We start from the raw sequence: 20,342 nt of genomic DNA, 5'->3' as shown, positions 1-20,342 counted from the left end.
GCGGAAGCGATTCCACGCCAATGACTTGCAGGCAAAAGCGGAATCTGCGACCGAGCCGCCGGTCACACCGCCGCGCCGAAGGCCCGGGCTGAATCAGAATGGGCAAGAACGGCGGCAAGTTCTTCAATCGACTCCACAATCACCTGCGCCCCCGCCTCCCGCAGGGCATCGACCCGGCAATAGCCCCAGCCGACACCGACGGCACGGCAACCGGCGGCCCGCGCCATCTGCATGTCATAGGTGCTGTCGCCGATCATCACGGTTTCGGCCGGCGCGGCACCCACCTCCCCCATCGCCTGTTCGAGCATGGCCGGATGGGGTTTCGATGGCGCATCGTCGGCCGTCTGCACGCTGGCGAAGAGCGTGTGCCAGCCGTGGGCATCGAACAGCCGGCGCACGCCGCGCCGCGACTTGCCGGTGGCGATGCCGAGGAGATGATCCTCCCGCCCCGCGAGATCGCGCACCAGCGCATCGGACCCGGCAAAGAGCGGTGACGCGAGCGCCGGCTCGGCGAGAAGCCGCGGGAAAGTCATCCGATAGGTCGCCTCCAGCGCAGCATGCGGCCCGTCCGGCCCGGCGAGCGCGCGAAAGGTCTCGGCGAGCGACAGGCCGACGACCGAGAGCACCTCTTCCCGGCTCGGTGCCGGCAGCCCATGCGCGGCAAAGGTCGCCTCCTGCGCGGCCACGAGCAGGTTCTGGCTGTCGAGCAGCGTGCCGTCGATGTCGAAGACGAGGAAGCGCACGGCTACTCCTCCGGCGCCTCGACGATCGGATCGTAGCCGCCCGTATCGAAGCCTAGCAGGTTCCAGGACTGCTGCATGTGCGGCGGCAGCGGCGCCGTCACGTCGATGGGCTTGCCCGTGCGCGGATGCGGGATGACGATGCGCCGCGCCAGCAGATGCAGCCGGTTCTGGATGCCGCCCGGCAGTTCCCAGTTCTCGACGTTGAAATATTTCGGGTCGCCGACGATCGGGTGGCCGATATGGGCCGTATGTGCGCGCAATTGGTGCGTGCGCCCGGTCACCGGCTTCAGCGACAGCCACGAGAGCTTCTGCGCCGCCGTGTCCACGACGGCGTAATAGGTGACGGCATGGCTCGCCCCCTCGTCTCCGTGCAGGGCGACGCGCATGCGGGCATCGCCGTCGCTCGCCTCCTCCCTGGCGAGATAGGTGGAGACGCGGCCCTGCCGCACGCGCGGCACGCCGGCGACCAGCGCCCAGTAGATCTTGCGCGCCGAGCGCGAGCGGAAGGACTTGGCGAGCGTCGTTGCCGCAAAGCGCGTCTTGGCGATGACGAGGCAGCCAGCCGTGTCCTTGTCGAGCCGGTGCACGAGGCGCGGCTTCTGGCCCTCGGCGTCGCGCAGCGCTTCCAGCATGCCGTCGACATGGCGTGTCGTGCCCGAGCCGCCCTGCACCGCAAGGCCCATGGGCTTGTTGAGCACGAGGACGTCCTTGTCCTCGTAGAGCGTGATGGATTTGAGGAAGGTCGCGTCGCTCTCGTCCTTCGCCGGGGTGCGGGCGGCCGGCTTTTTCTCCTCGAGCTTGAGCGGCGGCACGCGCACGCTCTGGCCCGCCTCAAGCCGCTCATTCGGCTTGGCGCGCTTCATGTCGATGCGCAACTCGCCCTTGCGCACGATGCGCTGGATATGGGTGAAGGCGAGCTGCGGGAAACGGGCGACGAGAAAACGGTCGAGGCGCATGCCCGCTTCATCCGGCGCGACCGTCAGGGTCTGCACGCCGGTAACGAGCGTCTCGGTCGCTGCCGCCTTGGCCGCCGCCTTGGTGCCCGCCTTGGCCGAAGATGCCGGCGCCTGCCCTGCGCGGGGCGTCTTGGCGGGGGTCACCGCCTTCGCGCGCTCGGGACCGGACGTGGCGCGCGCAGACCCCTTGCCCGAGCCCTTCGCGATGCCCGGCCCCTTGGCGCCCCGAGCAGCTGGCCGGCCCGTGCGCCCTTGCCCCCGGCCGTTTCGCACAGTTGGGCCGGAGCGCGGGCCTGAGCCACCGGAGCCGGTTCTCGTGTTCTTCATGCGATGCTCCGAATGCAGCCGGGCCTGGCGTCGTCGCGCCCTGCCCGTCGATAGCCTCTTCAGCGGGCAAAGTCACCGCCGCCGCTCGGCCCTCAGCTTTTCCCACCACTCCAGCCGCTTGCGGATCTCGCGTTCGAAGCCGCGCTCCACCGGTTCGTAGAAATGCTGGCGCCCGAGCTTCTCCGGCCAGTAGTCCTGCCCCGAGAAGGCGTCCGGCTCGTCGTGGTCGTAGGCGTAGCCGGCGCCGTAGCCCTCGTTCTTCATGAAGCGCGTCGGCGCGTTGAGGATGGTCATCGGCGGCATGAGGGAGCCTGCTTCCTTGGCGACGCGGCTCGCCGCCTTGAAGGCGACATAGGTCGCGTTCGACTTCGGCGCTGTAGCGAGATAGATCACCGCCTGCGCCAGCGCCAGTTCTCCCTCCGGCGTGCCGAGGAAGTCGTAGGCCTCCTTCGCCGCATTGGCGACGACGAGGGCCTGCGGGTCGGCGAGGCCGATGTCCTCCACCGCCATACGCACGAGGCGGCGGGCGAGGAACAGCGGATCCTCGCCCGCGTCCAGCATGCGGGCGAGATAATAGAGCGCGGCGTCGGGATCGGAGCCGCGGATCGTCTTGTGCAGGGCCGAGATGAGGTTGTAGTGCCCGTCCTGCGCCTTGTCGTAGATCGGCGCCCGGCGCTGCACGATATCCTGCAGCTTGGCCGTGTCGAACATTTCGCCCTCGCCCGCCGCGCGCCAGATCTCTTCCGCCAGCGTCAGCGAGGCGCGCCCGTCCCCATCGGCCATGCGCACGAGCGACAGCCGCGCCTCCGCATCGAGCGGCAGCGGTTTTCCCTCGATTTCCTCGGCCCTTGCGAGGAGCTTCTGAATCGCTTCCTCATCGAGGGCCTTGAAGGTCATCACCCGGGCGCGGGAGAGGAGCGCGGCGTTGAGAGAGAAGGACGGGTTCTCCGTCGTCGCGCCGACGAGCGTGATGGTGCCGTCCTCCATCACCGGCAGGAAGGCATCGAGCTGCGCCCGGTTAAAGCGGTGAATCTCATCGACGAAGAGCAGGGTGCCCTGCCCCGCGGCGCGGCGGCCGCGGGCCGTCTCGAAGGCCTTCTTGAGGTCGGCGACGCCGGAGAAGATGGCCGACATCGGCTCGAAGACGAGCTTAGTCTCGCCGGCGAGCAGCCGCGCGACGGTCGTCTTGCCGGTCCCCGGCGGCCCCCAGAAGATGAGAGAGCCCACCGACCCGGAGCGCAGGAGGCGCGTCAGCGCCCCGTTCGGCCCGACGAGATGGTCCTGCCCCACGACCTCGGCGAGGCGCTGCGGCCGCAGCCGGTCGGCGAGCGGTCGCGGCGCTTCCTTGTCCAGCCCCGCTGCCCCGAAGAGATCGGTCATCGCACCGGCTCAGCCCCCGAGCACCGTGGTGAAGACCTGGCCCTTGCGGTTGATCATCAGCTCCCAATAGCGGGCGCGCTGGCTCGTCGCACGGGCGAGATCCCGCGAGGAGGCGATCTTCACGCCGTTGATCGCCATGATGATATCGCCCTTCTGGAAGCCGAACTGCGCCGCCGGACTGCCCTCGGCGAGCTCCGCGACGACAGCGCCGCTCTCCGCCTCCTCGAGATACAGCTCCTCCACCACAGCGGGTGACAGGTTGACCGCGGTAATGCCCGTCAACGGCGTGCGCCCGCCGACCGTAACCGGATCGCGCGGCGGATCCTCGGGCGCGGCGATGAGCGGAACCGAAAGCGTTACCTCCTTGCCGCCGCGCAGCACCGTCAGCGGTAATGTTCCGCCGATCGGCCGCGTCGCGAAGCGGTAGCCGAAACCATCCGGATCGTCGATGGGCTGCCCCCCGACGGCCGTGATGAGGTCGCCGCGCCGGAGCCCCGCCTTGGCTGCTGGCCCGCGCTCGTCGACCGAGGCGACCAGTGCCCCCGCCGGCCGCGGCAGGCCAAGGCTTTCCGCGATATCGCTGGTGACCTGCTGGAGCCGCGCGCCGAACCACGGCCGACGCACAGCGGCGCCCCCGTTGCGCGCCGATTCGACGACGACGCGCACCATGGCCGAGGGAATGGCGAAGCCGATGCCATGACTGCCGCCGGAACGCGAGAAGATCGCCGTGTTGATACCGACGAGTTCGCCGCGCATGTTGACGAGCGCCCCGCCCGAATTGCCCGGGTTGATCGCGGCATCCGTCTGGATGAAGGACTGGAAGTCGCTGATACCCACCTGGGTCCGGGCGAGCGCCGACACGATGCCCTGAGTCACCGTCTGCCCCACCCCGAACGGATTGCCGATGGCAATGACAAAATCCCCGACCTCGAGCCCTTCGGAATCGCCGAAGCTGAGCGCCGGGAACGGACCCTTCTCTGCAAGCCGAAGCACGGCAAGATCCGTCCGCGGGTCGCGCAGCACGATCTCGGCGGCGAACTCGCGTCGGTCGGCGAGCGCCACCTTCACCTCCGTCATGCCCTCGATGACGTGATTGTTGGTGACGACGAGACCGGACGGATCGACGATGACGCCCGAGCCAAGCGAGCGCTGCACCCGCTCGCGCGGCACGCCGAAGCCGCCGTCCCCGAAGAAGCGGCGAAAGAAGGGATCATCGAAGAAGGGATTGGACGGCCGCTTCTCGACGCGTGCGCCGTAGACGTTGACGACACTCGGCGCCGTCTCCTTGACGACCGGCGCGAGCGAGAGCTGCACCTGCGCCCTGCTGGCGGGCACCTGGCGCTCCTGCGCCGGCACCGGCCCCGCTGCGACGAGGGCCGCGACGAGAGCAGGAAGGACAAGCGAACGATGCATCGATGGTGTCTCGCTGTGCTGCCGTAGACGGATCCGGAAAGGTCTCTCCGGCAGATATAGTTTCCCGCGCGATTACGCGCAAAGCGGGGCGCGCCTCTCGGGCCACCTTTCTCCCACGGAGCTGGACCAAAACGGCGCAAAACAAAAGGGCGGCCGAAGCCGCCCTCGTTCAACGCCGGCAAGGCGAAGGCTCAGCTCTCGCCGGCCTCGACGACCTCTTCCTTCTGCGTCGGGCCCGAATCCTGGCCCTTGGCATCGACGTCGCGATCGACGAACTCGATCACGGCCATCGGCGCGTTGTCGCCGTAGCGGAAGCCGGCCTTCAGCACGCGCGTGTAGCCGCCGTTGCGCTCCTTGTAGCGCGGACCGAGCACGTCGAAGAGCTTCTTGACGAGGGCGACGTCGCGGATCTGGGCGATCGCCTGGCGGCGGGCGTGCAGGTCGCCGCGCTTGCCGAGGGTGACAAGCTTCTCGACCACCGGACGCAGGTCCTTCGCCTTGGGCAGCGTGGTGACGATCTGCTCGTGCTTGATCAGCGCACCGGCCATGTTGGCGAACATCGCCTTGCGGTGCTCGGACGAGCGGTTGAAACGACGATGCGCGAAACCGTGACGCATGGCTCTCTCCTTGTCTCACGGCCGCCGTGCCAAGGTACGGCCGTCCATTGTTCTTGAGGCAGTGGGCAACCGGCAATCGGAACCGAACTCCGACTGCCTCATGCCAACTGCCGATTGCTATTCAGTAGTGTTCCTCGAAGCGCTTGGCGAGCTCGTCGATGTTGTCCGGTGGCCAGCCGCTCACTTCCATGCCGAGGTGCAGGCCCATGGAGGCGAGCACTTCCTTGATCTCGTTGAGCGACTTGCGGCCGAAGTTCGGCGTGCGCAGCATCTCGGCTTCCGTCTTCTGGATGAGGTCGCCGATGTAGACGATGTTGTCGTTCTTGAGGCAGTTGGCCGAACGCACCGAAAGCTCGAGCTCGTCCACCTTCTTGAGCAGCGCCGGGTTGAAGGGCAGCTGCGGCGTCGAGACGGCGGCCTCCTCGCGGCGGGGCTCCTCAAAGTTGACGAACACGGCGAGCTGGTCCTGCAGGATGCGCGCGGCATAGGCCACCGCGTCCTCCGGGCTGACGGCCCCGTTCGTCTCGACCGTCATCGTCAGCTTGTCGTAGTCGAGGATCTGGCCCTCGCGCGTGTTCTCCACGCGGTAGGAGACCTTCTTGACCGGGCTGTAGAGGCTGTCCACGGCGATGAGGCCGATCGGCGCATCCTCGGGACGGTTGTGCTCGGCCGCCACGTAGCCCTTGCCCGTGTTGACCGTGAACTCCATGCGGATCTCCGCGCCCTCATCGAGCGTGCACAGGGCCAGCTCCGGGTTGAGGATCTCCACATCGCCGACCGTTGCGATATCACCCGCCGTGACGACGCCCGGGCCCTGCTTGCGCAGCGTCATGCGCTTGGGACCGTCGCCCTGCATCTTGACCGCGATGGTCTTGATGTTGAGCACGATGTCCGTCACGTCTTCCCGCACGCCGGGAATGGACGAGAACTCGTGCAGGACGCCGTCGATGTGCACGGCCGTCACCGCCGCGCCCTGCAGCGACGACAGCAGCACGCGCCTCAGCGCGTTGCCGAGCGTCAGGCCGAACCCGCGCTCCAGCGGCTCGGCGACGACCGTCGCCACGCGCCTGGCATCGTCACCCGGCGACACCTCGAGCTTGTTCGGCTTGATGAGCTCTTGCCAGTTCTTCTGGATCACGACCGCACCTCATGCGTGTCTCAAACGTCGGGCGGGGCACGACAGCCTCGCTCGCTACAGGCGCGGCACGGCGGCTGAGCCGTGCCGACAAGGCATCAGACGCGCCGGCGCTTGCGCGGGCGGCAGCCGTTGTGCGGAATCGGCGTCACGTCGCGGATCGACGTCACTGTGAAGCCCGCCGCCTGAAGCGCACGCAGAGCCGATTCGCGACCCGAGCCCGGGCCCGACACCTCGACCTCGAGCGTGCGCATGCCGTGCTCGGCCGCCTTGCGCGCCGCATCCTCGGCCGCAACCTGGGCTGCATAGGGGGTCGACTTGCGCGAGCCCTTGAAGCCCATGGCGCCGGCGGACGACCAGGAGATCGTGTTGCCCTGCGCGTCGGTGATGGTGATCATCGTGTTGTTGAAGGAGGCGTTCACGTGGGCGACGCCCGACACGATGTTCTTGCGTTCACGGCGGCGAACGCGGGTGGCTTCTCTTGCCATTCTTCAGGATCCTTCAAGCGCGCCCGTCACACCAGGCGCTCGGGATTGCTGGGAGGCAGTAGTCAGTAGGCAGTAGGCAGTCGGATAATTGTCCCGATTGCCGACTGCCGATTGCCGACTGCCGGGGTTACTTCTTCTTGCCGGCGATCGGCTTGGCCTTGCCCTTGCGGGTGCGCGCATTCGTGTGAGTGCGCTGGCCGCGAACCGGCAGGTTGCGGCGGTGGCGCAGGCCGCGGTAGCACCCGAGGTCCATGAGCCGTTTGATGTTCATCGACACTTCGCGGCGCAGGTCGCCTTCGACGAGATAGTCGCGGTCGATCGTCTCGCGGATCTGCAGCACTTCCTGGTCGGTCAGTTCGTTGACGCGCCGCTCGGCCGGAATGCCGACCTTCTCGCAGATCTCGCCCGCGTTCTTCGGGCCGATGCCGTGGATGTACTGCAGCGCGATGACCACGCGCTTGCTCGTCGGAATGTTTACACCAGCGATACGGGCCATTGCCGTCTCCATGTGCCGGCCGGACAACCCGACCGGGCGTTGTGGCCTGCGTCCGGTGGAGCCCGGCCCTTGCAGGCGTCAATAAGACGAGCGACGCCGCCGCCTCTCGCGGAGGAAGCAGCATCGCTCATGAACGTAGGGCGCGTCCACTACCGCCTTGTCGAGGCAAAGTCAACCCGCCCGAACAAATCCGTCAGGCGGCGACGAGTACGCGCTCGATGTCCGCCGAGACCTTGTCGATGTCCTGCATGCCGTCGATCACGGCGAGCTGGCCCCGCTCCGCGTAATAGGGCGCGACAACCGCAGTATCACGGTTGTAGGCCGCGAGCCGGGTCTTGAAGACCTCCGGATCGTCGTCCTTGCGCACAGCTTCGCCCCGGGCCCTCGTCTCCTCGGCCCGCTTCACGATACGACCGACGAGTTCATCCTGATCCACCTTGAGCTCGACCACGGCGTCGAGCTTGAGCCCCTTGCTCTCCAGCAGGTCGTCGAGTGCCTTCGCCTGGGCGACGGTCCGCGGAAAGCCGTCGAGAATGAAACCCTTGCGGGCATCCGGCTCGTCCAGTCGCTCGGCAACGATGCCGATGACGATGTCGTCGGAGACGAGCTGTCCGGCATCCATGACCGCCCGGGCCTTCAGGCCGATGGGCGTCCCCGCGGCCACAGCGGCGCGCAGCATGTCGCCGGTCGAAAGCTGCGGTATGCCGTAGCGGGCCACCAGCCGCTTGGCCTGTGTGCCCTTGCCCGCTCCCGGCGGCCCCAACAGAATGAGCCTCATTTGCGCCTTGCCCCCCGCAGCTTGGCCTTCTTCACCAACCCTTCGTACTGATGGGCGAGAAGATGCCCATGCACCTGCGCGACCGTATCCATGGTCACGCTCACGACAATGAGGAGCGATGTGCCACCGAAATAGAACGGCAATGCGGCATAGGAGATGAGAATCTCCGGAATGAGGCAGATCAGCGCCAGATAGGCCGCGCCGATGACCGTGATGCGCGTCAGTACCGTATCGATATAGTCGGCGGTGCGCTCGCCGGGCCGGATGCCCGGAATGAAGCCGCCATGCTTCTTGAGATTGTCCGCGGTCTCCGTCGGATTGAACACGATGGCCGTATAGAAGAACGCGAAAAAGACGATCAGCGCCACGTAGAGGATCATGTACACGGGCCGGCCGTGGCCGATATAGGCCGAGATCGTCGACAGGATGCCGGTACCCTGGTCCTGCGAGAAGGTGGCAATTGTCGTCGGCAGCAGCAGCAGCGACGAGGCGAAGATCGGCGGGATCACGCCGGCCGTGTTGAGCTTGAGCGGCAGGAAGGACGTCTGCCCCTCGTACATGCGGTTGCCGACTTGGCGCTTGGGATAGTTGATCAGCAGCCGGCGCTGGGCGCGCTCCATGAAGACGATAAAGGCGATGACGGCGACCGCCATCACGATCACGCCCAGGATGAGGCCGGTCGAGACCGCGCCCTGGCGGCCGAGCTCGAGCGTGCCGGCCACCGCCGATGGCAGCTCCGCCACGATGCCGGCGAAGATGATGAGCGAAATGCCGTTGCCGATGCCACGCGAGGTGATCTGCTCGCCGAGCCACATCAGGAACATGGTGCCGCCCGTCAGCGTGATCACCGTCGAGATGCGGAAGAACATGCCGGGATCCTGCACCACGTTGCCGGAGCTCTCGAGCCCGATCGCGATGCCATAGGCCTGGAACACGGCCAGGAGCACGGTCAGATAGCGCGTGTACTGGTTGATCACCTTGCGGCCCTGCTCACCCTCCTTCTTGAGGGCCTCGAGCGTCGGCACGACGCTGGTCAGGAGCTGCACGATGATTGATGCCGAGATGTACGGCATGATGTTGAGGGCGAAGATGGCCATGCGGCCGACCGCTCCACCCGCGAACATGTTGAAGAGGCCAAGCACGCCGGCCTGCGCCTGGCGGAAGATGTCCGCGACGGCATTGGGATCGATGCCCGGCAGTGGAATGTAGGTGCCGACGCGATAGACGACGAGGGCGGCGAGCGTGAACCAGATGCGCTTCTTGAGTTCCTCGGCCTTGGCCAAGGCCCCGAAATTCAGATTCGCTGCGAGCTGTTCAGCTGCCGATGCCATATCGCTTCATCCCTTACGATCCCCCGCATGGACGCGGCGGCCGGAGAAGGCCCCAGCCGCCGCACCGTTGCTCAAGTGGGATCTAGCTCACGCTTCCGCCACGGACTGCGCGAGAATCTTCACCGAACCGCCGGCCTTCTCGATGGCCGAAACCGCGTTCTTGGACGCGCCGGCGACCTCGAACACGAGCTTGGCGGTGAGCTCGCCCTGGCCGAGGATCTTCACGCCGTCGCGCGCACGGGCGCAGATGCCGGCGGCGACGAGCGCCTCGACCGTGACCGGAGCCGCGGCGTCGAGCTTGCCGGCATCGACGGCCTCCTGGACGCGGCCCACGTTGACCTCGTTGAGATCACGCGAGAAGGGGTTCCAGAAGCCGCGCTTCGGCAGGCGCCGGTAGAGCGGCATCTGGCCACCCTCGAAGCCCTTGATGCGCACGCCCGAGCGGGAGGTCTGGCCCTTGACGCCACGCCCGCCGGTCTTGCCCTTGCCCGAGCCGATGCCCCGGCCGATGCGCATGCGCTTCTTGGTCGCGCCTTCGTTATCGCGAATGTCAGTGAGTTTCATGGGTCTTCCCTCCTCACTGCTCGTCGACGACGCGCACGAGGTGCTTGACGCTCGCGATCATGCCGCGCACGGCGGGCGTGTCCTCGAGGGTCGAGCGACGATGGAGCTTGTTGAGGCCGAGGCCGATCAGCGTCTGGCGCTGCACGCCGGGACGGCGCAGCGGGCTGCCGATCTGCACGACCGTGACGGTCTTGGCGGACTTCTTGTCAGTCATCACCAGCACTCCCCTCACGCATCGGCGCCGGCGGCCTCGGCGTCACCATCGCGACGACGGGCCTGGAGAGTGGAAACCTTGAGGCCGCGGCGGGCAGCGACCGAACGCGGGCTGTCCTCGCGCTTCAGCGCGTCAAACGTTGCCCGCACGAGGTTGTACGGGTTCGACGAGCCGAGCGACTTCGCCACGACATCGTGCATGCCAAGCGTCTCGAAGACGGCGCGCATCGGGCCGCCGGCGATGATGCCGGTACCGGCCGGAGCGGCGCGCAGGACGACGCGGCCGGCGCCCCAGCGCCCGGCAACGTCGTGATGCAGCGTGCGGCCTTCCTTCAGCGGCACGCGGACCATGCCGCGCTTGGCGGCATCGGTGGCCTTGCGGATGGCCTCCGGCACCTCGCGGGCCTTGCCGTGGCCAAAGCCGACGCGGCCCTTCTGGTCGCCGACGACGACGAGGGCGGCGAAGCCGAAGCGGCGGCCACCCTTCACGACCTTGGCGACGCGGTTGATGTGGACCAGGCGGTCCACGAACTCGCTGTCGCGCTCCTCGCGCTCACGCGGTTGACGTTCTCTAGCCATATCTTCTTCTCGACTGACGCGGGGCGGCTCCGCTCGCAAAACATGCCGCCAGTGGCAGACTCGCGCCTGCAATGTGGGACACACATGCAACGCACGAGAGCCAATGACAAGAGCCCAACCGGACTCTGAAACGCAAAAGCGGCTGCGCGCCTTTGCGTTTCACAGGCCGTTCCGGCGACGGAAACGGGCGAAGCGCCGTCTCCGGCACTCCGCCCGCCACCGGTCATCCTGCCTCAGAAGCTGAGGCCGCCCTCGCGGGCCGCTTCAGCCAGCGCCTTCACGCGGCCGTGGTAGATGAACGGTCCGCGGTCGAACACGACTTCCTTCACGCCTGCCTTGACGGCACGCTCGGCGATCAGCTTGCCGACGGCAGCAGCGGCCTCGACCGTCGCACCGGTTCTGAGCTGCTCGCGCATGTCCTTCTCCAGCGTCGAGGCCGCAACCAGCGTGCGGCCTGCAGCGTCATCGATGATCTGCGCGTAGATCTGCTTCGACGACCGGAAAACGCTCAGCCGCGGGCGGCCATTGGCGGCGGCGCGGATCGCGCGACGCACGCGCGCCGTGCGGCGTTCCGTCGCGTTGAGGTGCTTGCCCATCTCATCCGCTCCTTACTTCTTCTTGCCTTCCTTGCGGAAGATGAACTCGTCCGCATATTTCACGCCCTTGCCCTTGTAGGGCTCGGGGCCGCGGAACCTGCGGATCTCCGACGCAATCTGGCCGACCTGCTGCTTGTCGATACCCCCGACGACGATCTCCGTCGGCTTCGGCGTCGCAATCGTGATCCCCTGCGGGATCTCGAAATCGATGTCGTGGCTGTAGCCGAGGGACAGCTTCAGCACCTTGCCGGCAACAGCGGCCTTGTAGCCGACGCCGTTGATCTCGAGCTTCTTCTCGAAGCCCTTCGACACGCCTTCGATGATATTCGACAGCTGGGAGCGCGACATGCCCCAAAGGGCACGCGCACGTTTGGAATCGTCGCGCGGGTCGACCTTGATCGCCCCATTTTCGAGGACGACGATGACGTCGTCGGGAACGATGAAGAACAGCTCGCCCTTGGCGCCTTTCACCTTCACCGTCTGGCCGTCGACGCTGGCCGTCACGCCGGACGGCACCGCAACAGGCTTCTTACCGATACGAGACATTTGGCCTCTCCGTGGTTCTAGTCCGTGCCCTGAAGATCAGAAGACCTTGCAGAGCACTTCGCCGCCCACGTTCGTCTCGCGCGCCAGGTGGTCGGCCATGACCCCACGCGGCGTCGAGAGAATGGTGATGCCGAGGCCGTCGGCCACGCGCGGCATGGTATCGACCGAGGCATAGACGCGACGGCCGGGCTTCGACACACGCTCGATCGAGCGGATGACCGGCTCGCCGTCGTAGTATTTCAGCTCGATCTCGAACTCGGTCCGGCCGTTGCCGTACTCGGTCGTCGAATAGCCGCGGATGTAGCCTTCGGACTGCAGCACGTCGAGGACGCGTGCCCGCAGCTTCGAGCCGGGGGTGGAAACCTTGCCGCGACGACGCATCTGCGCGTTGCGGATGCGGGTCAGCATATCGCCGAGCGGATCATTGATCGCCATGGGGGATCCTCCTTACCAGCTCGACTTCACAAGGCCGGGGATGAGCCCCTTCGACCCGAGCTCGCGCAGCGCGACACGCGACATCTTCAGCTTGCGGTAGTAGGCGCGCGGACGGCCCGTCACCTCGCACCGGTTGCGGATGCGCGTGGGATTCGCGTTGCGCGGAACTTCCGCCAGCTTCAGGCGCGCCTCGAAGCGCTCCTCCATCGACTTCGACTCGTCGTTGGCGATGGCGAGCAGACGCTCGCGCCGGCCCGCATACTTCTTCACAAGCCGCTCGCGCCGCTTGTTCTTCTCGACTGAACTCTTCTTCGCCATGTCTATCTCCGGTGTCCGCGTTTGAGAGAAAGGGCTCTCACTGCCGGAACGGGAAGTTGAAGTGCTTGAGGAGGGCACGCGCCTCCTCATCGGTCTTGGCGGTGGTGCAGACGATGATGTCCATGCCCCAGATCGCCTCGGCCTTGTCGTAGTTGATCTCGGGGAACACCAGGTGCTCCTTGATCCCGAGAGCAAAGTTGCCGCGCCCGTCGAACGACTTCGGGTTGAGGCCCCGGAAGTCGCGCACGCGCGGCAGCGCCACCGTGATGAGACGGTCGACGAACTCGTACATGCGGCTCTTGCGCAGGGTGACCTTGGCGCCGATCGGCATGTTCTCGCGCACCTTGAAGCCGGCGATGGCCTTCCGGGCTCGCGTGATCACCGGTTTCTGACCGGCGATGAGGCCGAGATCCTCGGCCGCCACAGACGCCTTCTTGGAGTCGTTGACGGACTCGCCGACACCCATGTTGATCACGATCTTCTCGATGGTCGGAACCTGCATGGGGTTCTTGTAGCCGAACTCCTCGATGAGCTTCGGCCGAACGACCTCGTCGTAATGCTTCTTCATGCGCGGCGTGTAGGCCGCGTCCATCTTCGCCGTCTCAGCCATCGATCAGATCTCCCGAGCGCTTGGCGAACCGAACCTTGCGCCCGTCCTCGAGCACCTTGAAACCGACGCGGGTCGGCTTGCCGTCCTTGGGATCGGCAACGGCGAGATTCGACAGGTGCACCGGCAGCTCCTTGGAGATGATGCCGCCCTCCTGGTTCGCCGTCTGGCGCTGGTGGCGCTTGACGATGTTGATGCCGCGAACGAGCGCACGCTCGTCCTTCGGCATGACCTGGACGACTTCGCCGGTGCGGCCCTTGTCGCGGCCGGTCAGCACGACAACCTTGTCGCCCTTCTTGATCTTCGCAGCCATCACAGCACCTCGGGCGCCAGCGAAATGATCTTCATGTGGTTCTTCGCGCGCAGCTCACGCGGCACGGGCCCGAAGATGCGGGTGCCGACGGGCTCCTTCTGATTGTTGATCAGAACGGCCGCATTGCGGTCGAAGCGGATGACCGATCCGTCGGCCCGGCGAATGTCCTTGGCGGTGCGCACGACGACCGCCTTCATGACGTCGCCCTTCTTGACGCGCCCGCGCGGAATGGCTTCCTTCACCGAGACGACGATGATGTCGCCGACGCCGGCATACTTACGCTTCGAACCACCCAATACCTTGATGCACATCACGCGACGGGCGCCGGAATTGTCGGCGACGTCGAGATTGGTTTGCATCTGGATCATGGCAACGATCCTTTCTGTGTCTCAAGCGGTTTCCGGCTCGGCCCTGCCTGCCGGACTACGCCTGACGGGGATCTCCCGTCCCCTCGCCTACGCATTAGCGCACGCTCCATAACCGAATGTCCGCCCCGGGGAAAGGGGGCGGACGTTCGGAAAAGCCCGTGCAACCAGATAATCGCGGGACGGCCGGCGGATTGTCGCCCGCACGACCTGTCCCGAGCCTCAGCCCTTGGTCGCCTCTTCGCGCACAACCCAGGACTTCAGCTTGGACAAGGGCCGCGACTCCTCGATCCAGACGATGTCGCCGACCTTGAACTGGTTGTTCTCGTCGTGGGCGTGGTAGTTCTTCGTCCGGCGCACCGTCTTCTTGAAGAGCGGATGCGTGAACCGGCGCTCGACCTTGACCACGACGGTCTTGTCCTGCTTGTCGCTGACGACGACGCCCTGCAATACACGTTTCGGCATAGTCGCCTCCTCAAGCCTTCGCTTCAGCGAGCTTGGCCCGCTGCAACGTGCGCACGCGCGCGATGTCCTTGCGGACCTCATGGACGCGGGCGGTGTTCTCAAGCTGCCCCGTAGCACGCTGGAAGCGAAGATTGAACTGCTCTTTCTTCAACTTCACGAGCTCGTCCTGGAGCTGATCGACCGTCATGGTCTTGAGGTCGGAGAGCCGCTGCTTGGTCTTCATCTCCCGCTCCCTCACTCGGCAATGCGCTGGATGAAGCGCGTCTTGATCGGCAGCTTGGCCGCACCGAGACGCAGCGCCTCGCGAGCGATGTCCTCGGCGACGCCGTCGAGCTCGAACATGATGCGGCCGGGCTTCACGCGGCACGCCCAGTACTCCGGCGCGCCCTTGCCCTTACCCATACGCACTTCGGTCGGCTTGTCGGTCACGGGCACGTCCGGGAAGATCCGGATCCACACGCGGCCGGCGCGCTTCATGTGGCGCGTGATGGCACGACGCGCGGCCTCGATCTGGCGCGCGGTGATGCGCTCCGGCTCGAGGGCCTTGAGGCCGAACTGGCCGAAATTCAGGTCCGTGCCGCCCTTGGCGACGCCATGGATGCGCCCCTTGAACTGCTTACGGAACTTTGTCTTCTTGGGCTGCAGCATTATCCTGCCTCCTGACCGCCGGCGGCCTTACGCCGCGGCCTCGCGACGGCCGCCGGAGCGCTGCCCGCCTTCATCGGCAAGCCGCTTGTCCTGCGCCATCGGATCGTGTTCGAGGATCTCGCCCTTGAAGATCCACACCTTGATGCCGCACGTGCCGTAGGTCGTGAACGCCGTGGCCGTGCCGTAATCGACATCGGCGCGCAGCGTGTGCAGCGGCACGCGGCCCTCGCGGTACCATTCCATCCGGGCGATCTCGGCGCCGCCGAGGCGGCCCGAGCAGTTGATACGGATGCCCTCGGCCCCGAGACGCATCGCAGACTGGACGGCGCGCTTCATCGCGCGGCGAAAGGCGACGCGACGCTCGAGCTGCTGGGCGATCGACTCGGCGACGAGCGTCGCGTCGATCTCAGGCTTGCGCACCTCGACGATGTTGATCGCCACGTCCGCGTCGGTCATCTTGGCCACGGTCTTGCGCAGCTTGTCGATGTCCGCGCCCTTCTTGCCGATCACCACGCCCGGACGGGCGGAATAGATCGTGACACGGCACTTCTTGTGCGGACGCTCGATGACGATCTTCGACACCGCCGCCTGCTTGAGCTGCTTCATCAGCGCTTCGCGGATTGCGATGTCTTCGTGCAGAAGCTTGCCGTATTCGCCCTTGTCGGCGAACCAGCGCGAGTCCCAGGTCCGGTTGATGCCGAGCCGCAGACCGATCGGGTTGACTTTCTGTCCCATCAGTTGCTCCTCACGCTTCCGCAGCGACTTCCCGAACCACGATGGTCAGGTTCGAGAACGGCTTCTCGATGCGCGCCCCGCGACCGCGGGCGCGGGCGTGGAAGCGCTTCATGACAAGCGACTTGCCGACATGCGCCTCGGCAACGACGAGATCGTCGACGTCGAGGTCATGGTTGTTCTCGGCGTTGGCGATCGCGCTCTCGAGCGCCTTCTTGACGTCGACGGCAATGCGCTTGCGGCTGAACTCGAGATCGGCGAGCGCGGTCGAGACCTTCTTGCCGCGGATCAAAGCGGCAACGAGGTTGAGCTTCTGCGGGGAGACGCGCAGGTTGCGCGCCACCGCCTTGGCCTCGTTGTCGTTGAGCGCGCGGGTAGCGGACTGCTTACCCATGCCTCACCTCCTCTTCGCCTTCTTGTCCGCCGCGTGCCCATAAAAGGTCCGCGTCGGAGAGAATTCGCCAAACTTGTGGCCGACCATCTCCTCGGTCACCAGGACCGGGACATGCTTCTGACCGTTGTAGACCCCAAACGTCAGGCCGACGAACTGCGGCAGGATCGTGGAGCGACGGCTCCAGATCTTGATCACCTCAGAGCGACCGGAACCGCGAGCGGCCTCGGCCTTCTTGAGGAGGTAGCCGTCGACGAACGGGCCCTTCCAAACCGAACGTGCCATCGCGCGCCCCTTACTTCTTCTTCCGCTGGTGGCGGCTCGTGACGATGAAATCGTCCGTCCGCTTGTTCGAGCGGGTCCTCTTGCCCTTCGTCGGCTTGCCCCAGGGGGTCACCGGATGGCGACCACCGGAGGTGCGACCTTCACCGCCACCGTGCGGGTGATCGATCGGGTTCATCGTCACGCCGCGGTTGTGCGGCCGACGGCCGAGCCAGCGCGAGCGGCCAGCCTTGCCAATCGAGATGTTCATGTGGTCCGGGTTCGACACCGCGCCCACGGTCGCGAAGCACTGGCCATGGACCAGGCGCTGCTCGCCCGAATTGAGACGCAGGATGACGTAGCCCTGGTCACGGCCGACGATCTGCGCATAGGTGCCGGCCGAGCGGGCCAGCGCGCCCCCCTTGCCGATCTTCAGCTCGACGTTGTGCACGATCGTGCCGACCGGGATGTTGCCCAGCGGCATCGCATTGCCCGGCTTGATGTCGGCCTGCTCGCCCGCCATCACCACGTCGCCCGCCGACAGGCGCTGCGGCGCGAGGATGTAGGAGAGCGTACCGTCCTCGTACTTCACCAGCGCGATGAAGGCCGAACGGTTCGGATCGTACTCGATCCGCTCGACGGTGGCGGGCACGCCCAGCTTCTCGCGGCGCTTGAAGTCGACGAGCCGGTAGCTCTGCTTGTGGCCGCCGCCGCGGAACCGCACGGTCACGCGGCCGTTGTTGTTGCGGCCACCCGAACCGGACTTGCCCTCGGTCAGCGTCTTGACCGGCTTGCCCTTGTAGAGCTCCGAACGGTCGACGATGACGAGCTGGCGCAGGCCCGGCGTGACCGGTTTGAATGTCTTCAGAGCCATCGGCTCACTCCCTCACCTGCTCAAAGACCCGTCGTCACGTCGATCGTCTGCCCCTCGGCGAGGGTGACGACCGCCTTCTTGACGTCGGAGCGCTGACCGACCATGCCGCGGAAGCGCTTGACCTTGCCCTTCGTGACGAGCGTGTTGACGCCCGTCACCTTCACGTCGAACAATTTCTCGACAGCCGCCTTGATCTGCGGCTTCGTCGCCGTCCTGGCGACCTTGAACACGACCTTGTTCTGCTCGGAGGCAGAGGTCGCCTTCTCGGTGATCACCGGAGCGACGATGACGTCGTAATGGCGCGGATCGATGCTCATTTGAAGCGTGCCTCCAGCGCGTCCACGGCGGCCTTGGTCAGGACCAGCTTGTCCCGCCGCAGGATGTCGTAGACGTTGATGCCCTGGACCGGCAGCACGTCCACATTCGGAATGTTGCGGGCCGCCAGGCCGAAATTGCCGTCCACCGTCGCGCCGTCGATGATCAGCGCATTGGTCAGGCCGAGCTTGCCGAAACGCTCCTTGAGCGCCTTGGTCTTCGGCTCGCTCACCGTCGCGGCTTCGAGAACGACGATCGATCCGTCCTTGGCCTTAGCCGAGAGGGCGTGGCGCAGCGCGAGCTGGCGCACCCGCTTCGGCAGGTCATGGTCGTGATCGCGCACGACCGGGCCGAAAGCCTTGCCGCCACCGCGGAACTGCGGCGCGGAGGCCGCGCCGTGGCGGGCGTTACCCGTGCCCTTCTGGCGGTACAGCTTCTTGGTCGTCCGGCTGATCTCCGAGCGGCCGAGCGTCTTGTGCGTGCCGGCTTGGCGCTTCGCCAGCTGCCAGCGCACGTAGCGGTGGATGAGGTCGGCCCGCGGCTCAAGGCCGAAGATCGCCTCGTTGAGCTCGATCGAGCCGGCCTTGCCGCCGTCGAGCGTCGTCACGTCGAGCTTCATCACGCGCGCTCCTCACCTTCGATCGCCGGTGCGGCCGCGCCGTTGCCACGCTCGCGGAACGCACCCGGAACCGGAGCGTCCTTCGGCAGCGCGCGCTTGACCGCGTCGCGAACCATGATCCAACCGCCGGCAACGCCGGGGACCGCGCCCTGCACCAGGATCAGACCGCGCTCCGCGTCCGTCTGGACGACGCGCAGGTTCTGGGTCGTGACCCGCTCGCTGCCGAGATGGCCGGGCATCTTCTTGTTCTTGAAGGTCTTGCCCGGATCCTGGCGGCCGCCGGTCGAACCGATGGAGCGGTGCGAGATGGACACGCCGTGCGAGGCACGAAGACCACCAAAGTTCCAGCGCTTCATGCCGCCGGCGAAGCCCTTGCCGGTCGTCACGCCCGTCACGTCGACGAACTGGCCGACGACGAAGTGGTCGGCCGTGATCTCCGCGCCCACGGGGATGACGTGCTCGGGGTCGACCCGGAACTCGGCGAGGCGCTTCTTCGGCTCCACCTCGGCAGCCGCGAAGCGGCCGCGCTCGGCCTTCGACACGTTCTTGACCTTGGCCGTGCCGACGCCGACCTGCAGCGCGGTGTAGCCGTTCTTTTCCATCGTCCGGTGCGCGACAACCTGGCAGTTGTCCACCTTCAGGACCGTGACCGGAACATGTTCCCCGGCGTCGGTGAAGACGCGGGTCATGCCGACCTTCTTTGCAATGACGCCAGAGCGCATGAGCGTATCCTCTAAGGCGTTCCCGAGGCTGATGGGCAAAAGCCCATCAGAGCCTGATTTCCACATCGACGCCCGCGGCGAGGTCGAGCTTCATGAGCGCATCGACCGTCTGCGGAGTCGGCTCAACGATGTCGAGGACACGCATATGCGTGCGCATCTCGAACTGCTCGCGCGACTTCTTGTCGATGTGCGGCGAGCGGTTGACCGTGAACTTCTTCATGCGCGTCGGCAGCGGGATCGGGCCCCGGACCTCCGCGCCCGTCCGCTTCGCGGTCGACACGATCTCGCGCGTCGACGCGTCGAGGATGCCATGGTCGAACGCTTTCAGGCGGATTCGAATATTCTGACCGTTCATAACAGACCCCTTGGGCCGACCCCGGAGAAGACCGGCGCCGCGTGGTGCGGCGCGCGGCCTTGTGCCTTGCTTACTCGATGATGGAGGCGACGACGCCGGCGCCAACCGTGCGGCCACCCTCGCGGATGGCGAAGCGCAGCTTCTCCTCCATGGCGATCGGGACGATCAGCTCGACCTCCATCGCCACGTTGTCGCCCGGCATCACCATCTCAGTGCCCTCGGGCAGCTTCACCATCCCCGTCACGTCCGTCGTGCGGAAGTAAAACTGCGGGCGGTAGTTGTTGAAGAACGGCGTGTGACGGCCACCCTCTTCCTTCGTCAGGATGTACGCCTCGGCCTTGAACTTCGTGTGCGGCTTCACCGAGCCCGGCTTGCACAGAACCTGGCCGCGCTCCACGTCCTCGCGCTTCGTCCCGCGCAGCAGCGCCCCGATGTTGTCCCCCGCCTCGCCCTGATCGAGCAGCTTGCGGAACATCTCAACGCCCGTCACCGTCGTCTTCTGCGTCGGACGCAGCCCAACAATCTCGACTTCCTCGCCGACCTTGATCACGCCGCGCTCCACACGCCCCGTCACCACCGTCCCGCGGCCCGAAATCGAGAACACGTCCTCAACCGGCATCAGGAACGGCTGGTCCTTCGGACGCTCCGGCTGCGGGATGTACGCGTCAACCGCATCCATCAGCTTCAGAACAGCGTCCCGCCCGATCTCCGGATTGCGGTCCTCCAGCGCGCACAGCGCCGAGCCCTTGATGATCGGGAT

The 20,342-nt window shown here is 66.3% G+C and carries 32 protein-coding genes; all 32 read right to left on the bottom strand.

Features of this window, described 5'->3' with window-relative positions; translation table 11 throughout:
* Positions 1 to 62: 62 nt before the first annotated feature.
* A complete protein-coding gene (locus ASC46_RS03705) occupies positions 63 to 743 on the bottom strand; it encodes an HAD-IA family hydrolase (RefSeq protein ID WP_055457973.1) in 681 nt (226 codons plus the stop codon).
* A 2-nt stretch (positions 744 to 745) separates the two neighbouring features.
* On the bottom strand, positions 746 to 2,026 hold the full coding sequence (locus ASC46_RS03700; protein WP_055457972.1) for an RluA family pseudouridine synthase: 1,281 nt from the start codon (positions 2,024 to 2,026) through the stop codon (positions 746 to 748).
* Positions 2,027 to 2,098: 72 nt separating this feature from the next.
* Entirely contained in the window at positions 2,099 to 3,406 is a 1,308-nt protein-coding gene (locus tag ASC46_RS03695) for a replication-associated recombination protein A (protein WP_055457971.1), read from the bottom strand.
* Between the two features lie 9 nt (positions 3,407 to 3,415).
* Complete coding sequence (locus tag ASC46_RS03690; RefSeq protein ID WP_055457970.1) at positions 3,416 to 4,819, bottom strand: DegQ family serine endoprotease; 1,404 nt, start codon at positions 4,817 to 4,819, stop codon at positions 3,416 to 3,418.
* Between the two features lie 191 nt (positions 4,820 to 5,010).
* Positions 5,011 to 5,436 carry a 50S ribosomal protein L17 gene (gene rplQ, locus ASC46_RS03685; protein WP_055457969.1) on the bottom strand — a complete coding sequence of 142 codons (426 nt, stop codon included), beginning with the start codon at positions 5,434 to 5,436 and terminating at the stop codon, positions 5,011 to 5,013.
* Positions 5,437 to 5,557: 121 nt separating this feature from the next.
* On the bottom strand, positions 5,558 to 6,574 hold the full coding sequence (locus ASC46_RS03680) for a DNA-directed RNA polymerase subunit alpha (protein ID WP_019403799.1): 1,017 nt from the start codon (positions 6,572 to 6,574) through the stop codon (positions 5,558 to 5,560).
* Between the two features lie 95 nt (positions 6,575 to 6,669).
* On the bottom strand, positions 6,670 to 7,059 hold the full coding sequence (gene rpsK / locus ASC46_RS03675; protein ID WP_019403800.1) for a 30S ribosomal protein S11: 390 nt from the start codon (positions 7,057 to 7,059) through the stop codon (positions 6,670 to 6,672).
* A 127-nt stretch (positions 7,060 to 7,186) separates the two neighbouring features.
* Positions 7,187 to 7,555, bottom strand: coding sequence for a 30S ribosomal protein S13 (gene rpsM / locus ASC46_RS03670; RefSeq protein ID WP_055457968.1), 369 nt, complete (start codon positions 7,553 to 7,555; stop codon positions 7,187 to 7,189).
* Positions 7,556 to 7,748: 193 nt separating this feature from the next.
* Positions 7,749 to 8,333 carry an adenylate kinase gene (locus tag ASC46_RS03665; protein ID WP_055457967.1) on the bottom strand — a complete coding sequence of 195 codons (585 nt, stop codon included), beginning with the start codon at positions 8,331 to 8,333 and terminating at the stop codon, positions 7,749 to 7,751.
* Entirely contained in the window at positions 8,330 to 9,664 is a 1,335-nt protein-coding gene (secY, locus tag ASC46_RS03660) for a preprotein translocase subunit SecY (RefSeq protein WP_055457966.1), read from the bottom strand. The genes ASC46_RS03665 and secY overlap by 4 nt, the downstream gene beginning before the upstream one ends.
* 87 nt (positions 9,665 to 9,751) lie before the next feature.
* Entirely contained in the window at positions 9,752 to 10,228 is a 477-nt protein-coding gene (rplO, locus tag ASC46_RS03655; protein WP_055457965.1) for a 50S ribosomal protein L15, read from the bottom strand.
* A 13-nt stretch (positions 10,229 to 10,241) separates the two neighbouring features.
* Positions 10,242 to 10,442, bottom strand: a complete 201-nt coding sequence (gene rpmD / locus ASC46_RS03650; RefSeq protein WP_019403805.1) for a 50S ribosomal protein L30 — start codon at positions 10,440 to 10,442, stop codon at positions 10,242 to 10,244.
* Between the two features lie 14 nt (positions 10,443 to 10,456).
* Positions 10,457 to 11,020 (bottom strand): 30S ribosomal protein S5, encoded by a 564-nt coding sequence (rpsE, locus tag ASC46_RS03645; protein ID WP_019403806.1) that lies wholly within the window; start codon positions 11,018 to 11,020, stop codon positions 10,457 to 10,459.
* 233 nt (positions 11,021 to 11,253) lie between these two features.
* Complete coding sequence (gene rplR / locus ASC46_RS03640; protein ID WP_055457964.1) at positions 11,254 to 11,616, bottom strand: 50S ribosomal protein L18; 363 nt, start codon at positions 11,614 to 11,616, stop codon at positions 11,254 to 11,256.
* Between the two features lie 12 nt (positions 11,617 to 11,628).
* Complete coding sequence (rplF, locus tag ASC46_RS03635) at positions 11,629 to 12,162, bottom strand: 50S ribosomal protein L6 (protein ID WP_055457963.1); 534 nt, start codon at positions 12,160 to 12,162, stop codon at positions 11,629 to 11,631.
* 36 nt (positions 12,163 to 12,198) lie between these two features.
* Complete coding sequence (gene rpsH / locus ASC46_RS03630; protein WP_019403809.1) at positions 12,199 to 12,597, bottom strand: 30S ribosomal protein S8; 399 nt, start codon at positions 12,595 to 12,597, stop codon at positions 12,199 to 12,201.
* Between the two features lie 12 nt (positions 12,598 to 12,609).
* Positions 12,610 to 12,915, bottom strand: coding sequence for a 30S ribosomal protein S14 (gene rpsN / locus ASC46_RS03625; protein WP_055457962.1), 306 nt, complete (start codon positions 12,913 to 12,915; stop codon positions 12,610 to 12,612).
* Positions 12,916 to 12,952: 37 nt separating this feature from the next.
* Positions 12,953 to 13,525, bottom strand: coding sequence for a 50S ribosomal protein L5 (gene rplE / locus ASC46_RS03620; RefSeq protein ID WP_055457961.1), 573 nt, complete (start codon positions 13,523 to 13,525; stop codon positions 12,953 to 12,955).
* Complete coding sequence (gene rplX / locus ASC46_RS03615; RefSeq protein ID WP_055457960.1) at positions 13,518 to 13,835, bottom strand: 50S ribosomal protein L24; 318 nt, start codon at positions 13,833 to 13,835, stop codon at positions 13,518 to 13,520. Before rplX ends, rplE begins: the two co-directional genes overlap by 8 nt.
* Positions 13,835 to 14,203, bottom strand: a complete 369-nt coding sequence (rplN, locus tag ASC46_RS03610; protein WP_019403813.1) for a 50S ribosomal protein L14 — start codon at positions 14,201 to 14,203, stop codon at positions 13,835 to 13,837. Before rplN ends, rplX begins: the two co-directional genes overlap by 1 nt.
* A 219-nt stretch (positions 14,204 to 14,422) precedes the next feature.
* Positions 14,423 to 14,665, bottom strand: a complete 243-nt coding sequence (gene rpsQ / locus ASC46_RS03605) for a 30S ribosomal protein S17 (RefSeq protein WP_055457959.1) — start codon at positions 14,663 to 14,665, stop codon at positions 14,423 to 14,425.
* A gap of 10 nt (positions 14,666 to 14,675) precedes the next feature.
* The gene (gene rpmC / locus ASC46_RS03600) at positions 14,676 to 14,888 is read right to left on the bottom strand and encodes a 50S ribosomal protein L29 (protein WP_055457958.1); all 213 of its coding nucleotides are present in this window, start codon (positions 14,886 to 14,888) and stop codon (positions 14,676 to 14,678) included.
* 11 nt (positions 14,889 to 14,899) lie between these two features.
* Positions 14,900 to 15,313 carry a 50S ribosomal protein L16 gene (gene rplP / locus ASC46_RS03595; RefSeq protein WP_019403816.1) on the bottom strand — a complete coding sequence of 138 codons (414 nt, stop codon included), beginning with the start codon at positions 15,311 to 15,313 and terminating at the stop codon, positions 14,900 to 14,902.
* Positions 15,314 to 15,340: 27 nt separating this feature from the next.
* Positions 15,341 to 16,048 carry a 30S ribosomal protein S3 gene (gene rpsC / locus ASC46_RS03590; RefSeq protein WP_019403817.1) on the bottom strand — a complete coding sequence of 236 codons (708 nt, stop codon included), beginning with the start codon at positions 16,046 to 16,048 and terminating at the stop codon, positions 15,341 to 15,343.
* A 10-nt stretch (positions 16,049 to 16,058) separates the two neighbouring features.
* On the bottom strand, positions 16,059 to 16,439 hold the full coding sequence (gene rplV, locus ASC46_RS03585; protein ID WP_055457957.1) for a 50S ribosomal protein L22: 381 nt from the start codon (positions 16,437 to 16,439) through the stop codon (positions 16,059 to 16,061).
* A 3-nt stretch (positions 16,440 to 16,442) separates the two neighbouring features.
* Complete coding sequence (rpsS, locus tag ASC46_RS03580) at positions 16,443 to 16,721, bottom strand: 30S ribosomal protein S19 (protein WP_055457956.1); 279 nt, start codon at positions 16,719 to 16,721, stop codon at positions 16,443 to 16,445.
* A 10-nt stretch (positions 16,722 to 16,731) separates the two neighbouring features.
* Positions 16,732 to 17,571: a 50S ribosomal protein L2 gene (gene rplB, locus ASC46_RS03575; protein ID WP_055457955.1), complete on the bottom strand. Its 840-nt coding sequence runs from the start codon at positions 17,569 to 17,571 to the stop codon at positions 16,732 to 16,734.
* Between the two features lie 20 nt (positions 17,572 to 17,591).
* Entirely contained in the window at positions 17,592 to 17,888 is a 297-nt protein-coding gene (locus ASC46_RS03570; RefSeq protein WP_055457954.1) for a 50S ribosomal protein L23, read from the bottom strand.
* Positions 17,885 to 18,505, bottom strand: coding sequence for a 50S ribosomal protein L4 (gene rplD / locus ASC46_RS03565; protein WP_055457953.1), 621 nt, complete (start codon positions 18,503 to 18,505; stop codon positions 17,885 to 17,887). The genes ASC46_RS03570 and rplD overlap by 4 nt, the downstream gene beginning before the upstream one ends.
* Positions 18,505 to 19,227: a 50S ribosomal protein L3 gene (rplC, locus tag ASC46_RS03560; protein ID WP_055457952.1), complete on the bottom strand. Its 723-nt coding sequence runs from the start codon at positions 19,225 to 19,227 to the stop codon at positions 18,505 to 18,507. Before rplC ends, rplD begins: the two co-directional genes overlap by 1 nt.
* Before the next feature lie 46 nt (positions 19,228 to 19,273).
* A complete protein-coding gene (rpsJ, locus tag ASC46_RS03555; RefSeq protein WP_055457951.1) occupies positions 19,274 to 19,582 on the bottom strand; it encodes a 30S ribosomal protein S10 in 309 nt (102 codons plus the stop codon).
* Between the two features lie 70 nt (positions 19,583 to 19,652).
* The coding region (locus ASC46_RS03550) for an EF-Tu C-terminal domain-related protein (RefSeq protein ID WP_245280462.1) at positions 19,653 to 20,342 on the bottom strand (690 nt) is incomplete at its 5' end.

The sequence above is a fragment of the Chelatococcus sambhunathii genome (assembly GCF_001418005.1).
GTDB lineage: Bacteria > Pseudomonadota > Alphaproteobacteria > Rhizobiales > Beijerinckiaceae > Chelatococcus_A > Chelatococcus_A sambhunathii.
The sequence above is the reverse complement of the archived record's forward strand: the minus strand, read 5'-3'. Positions and strand labels throughout refer to the sequence as shown.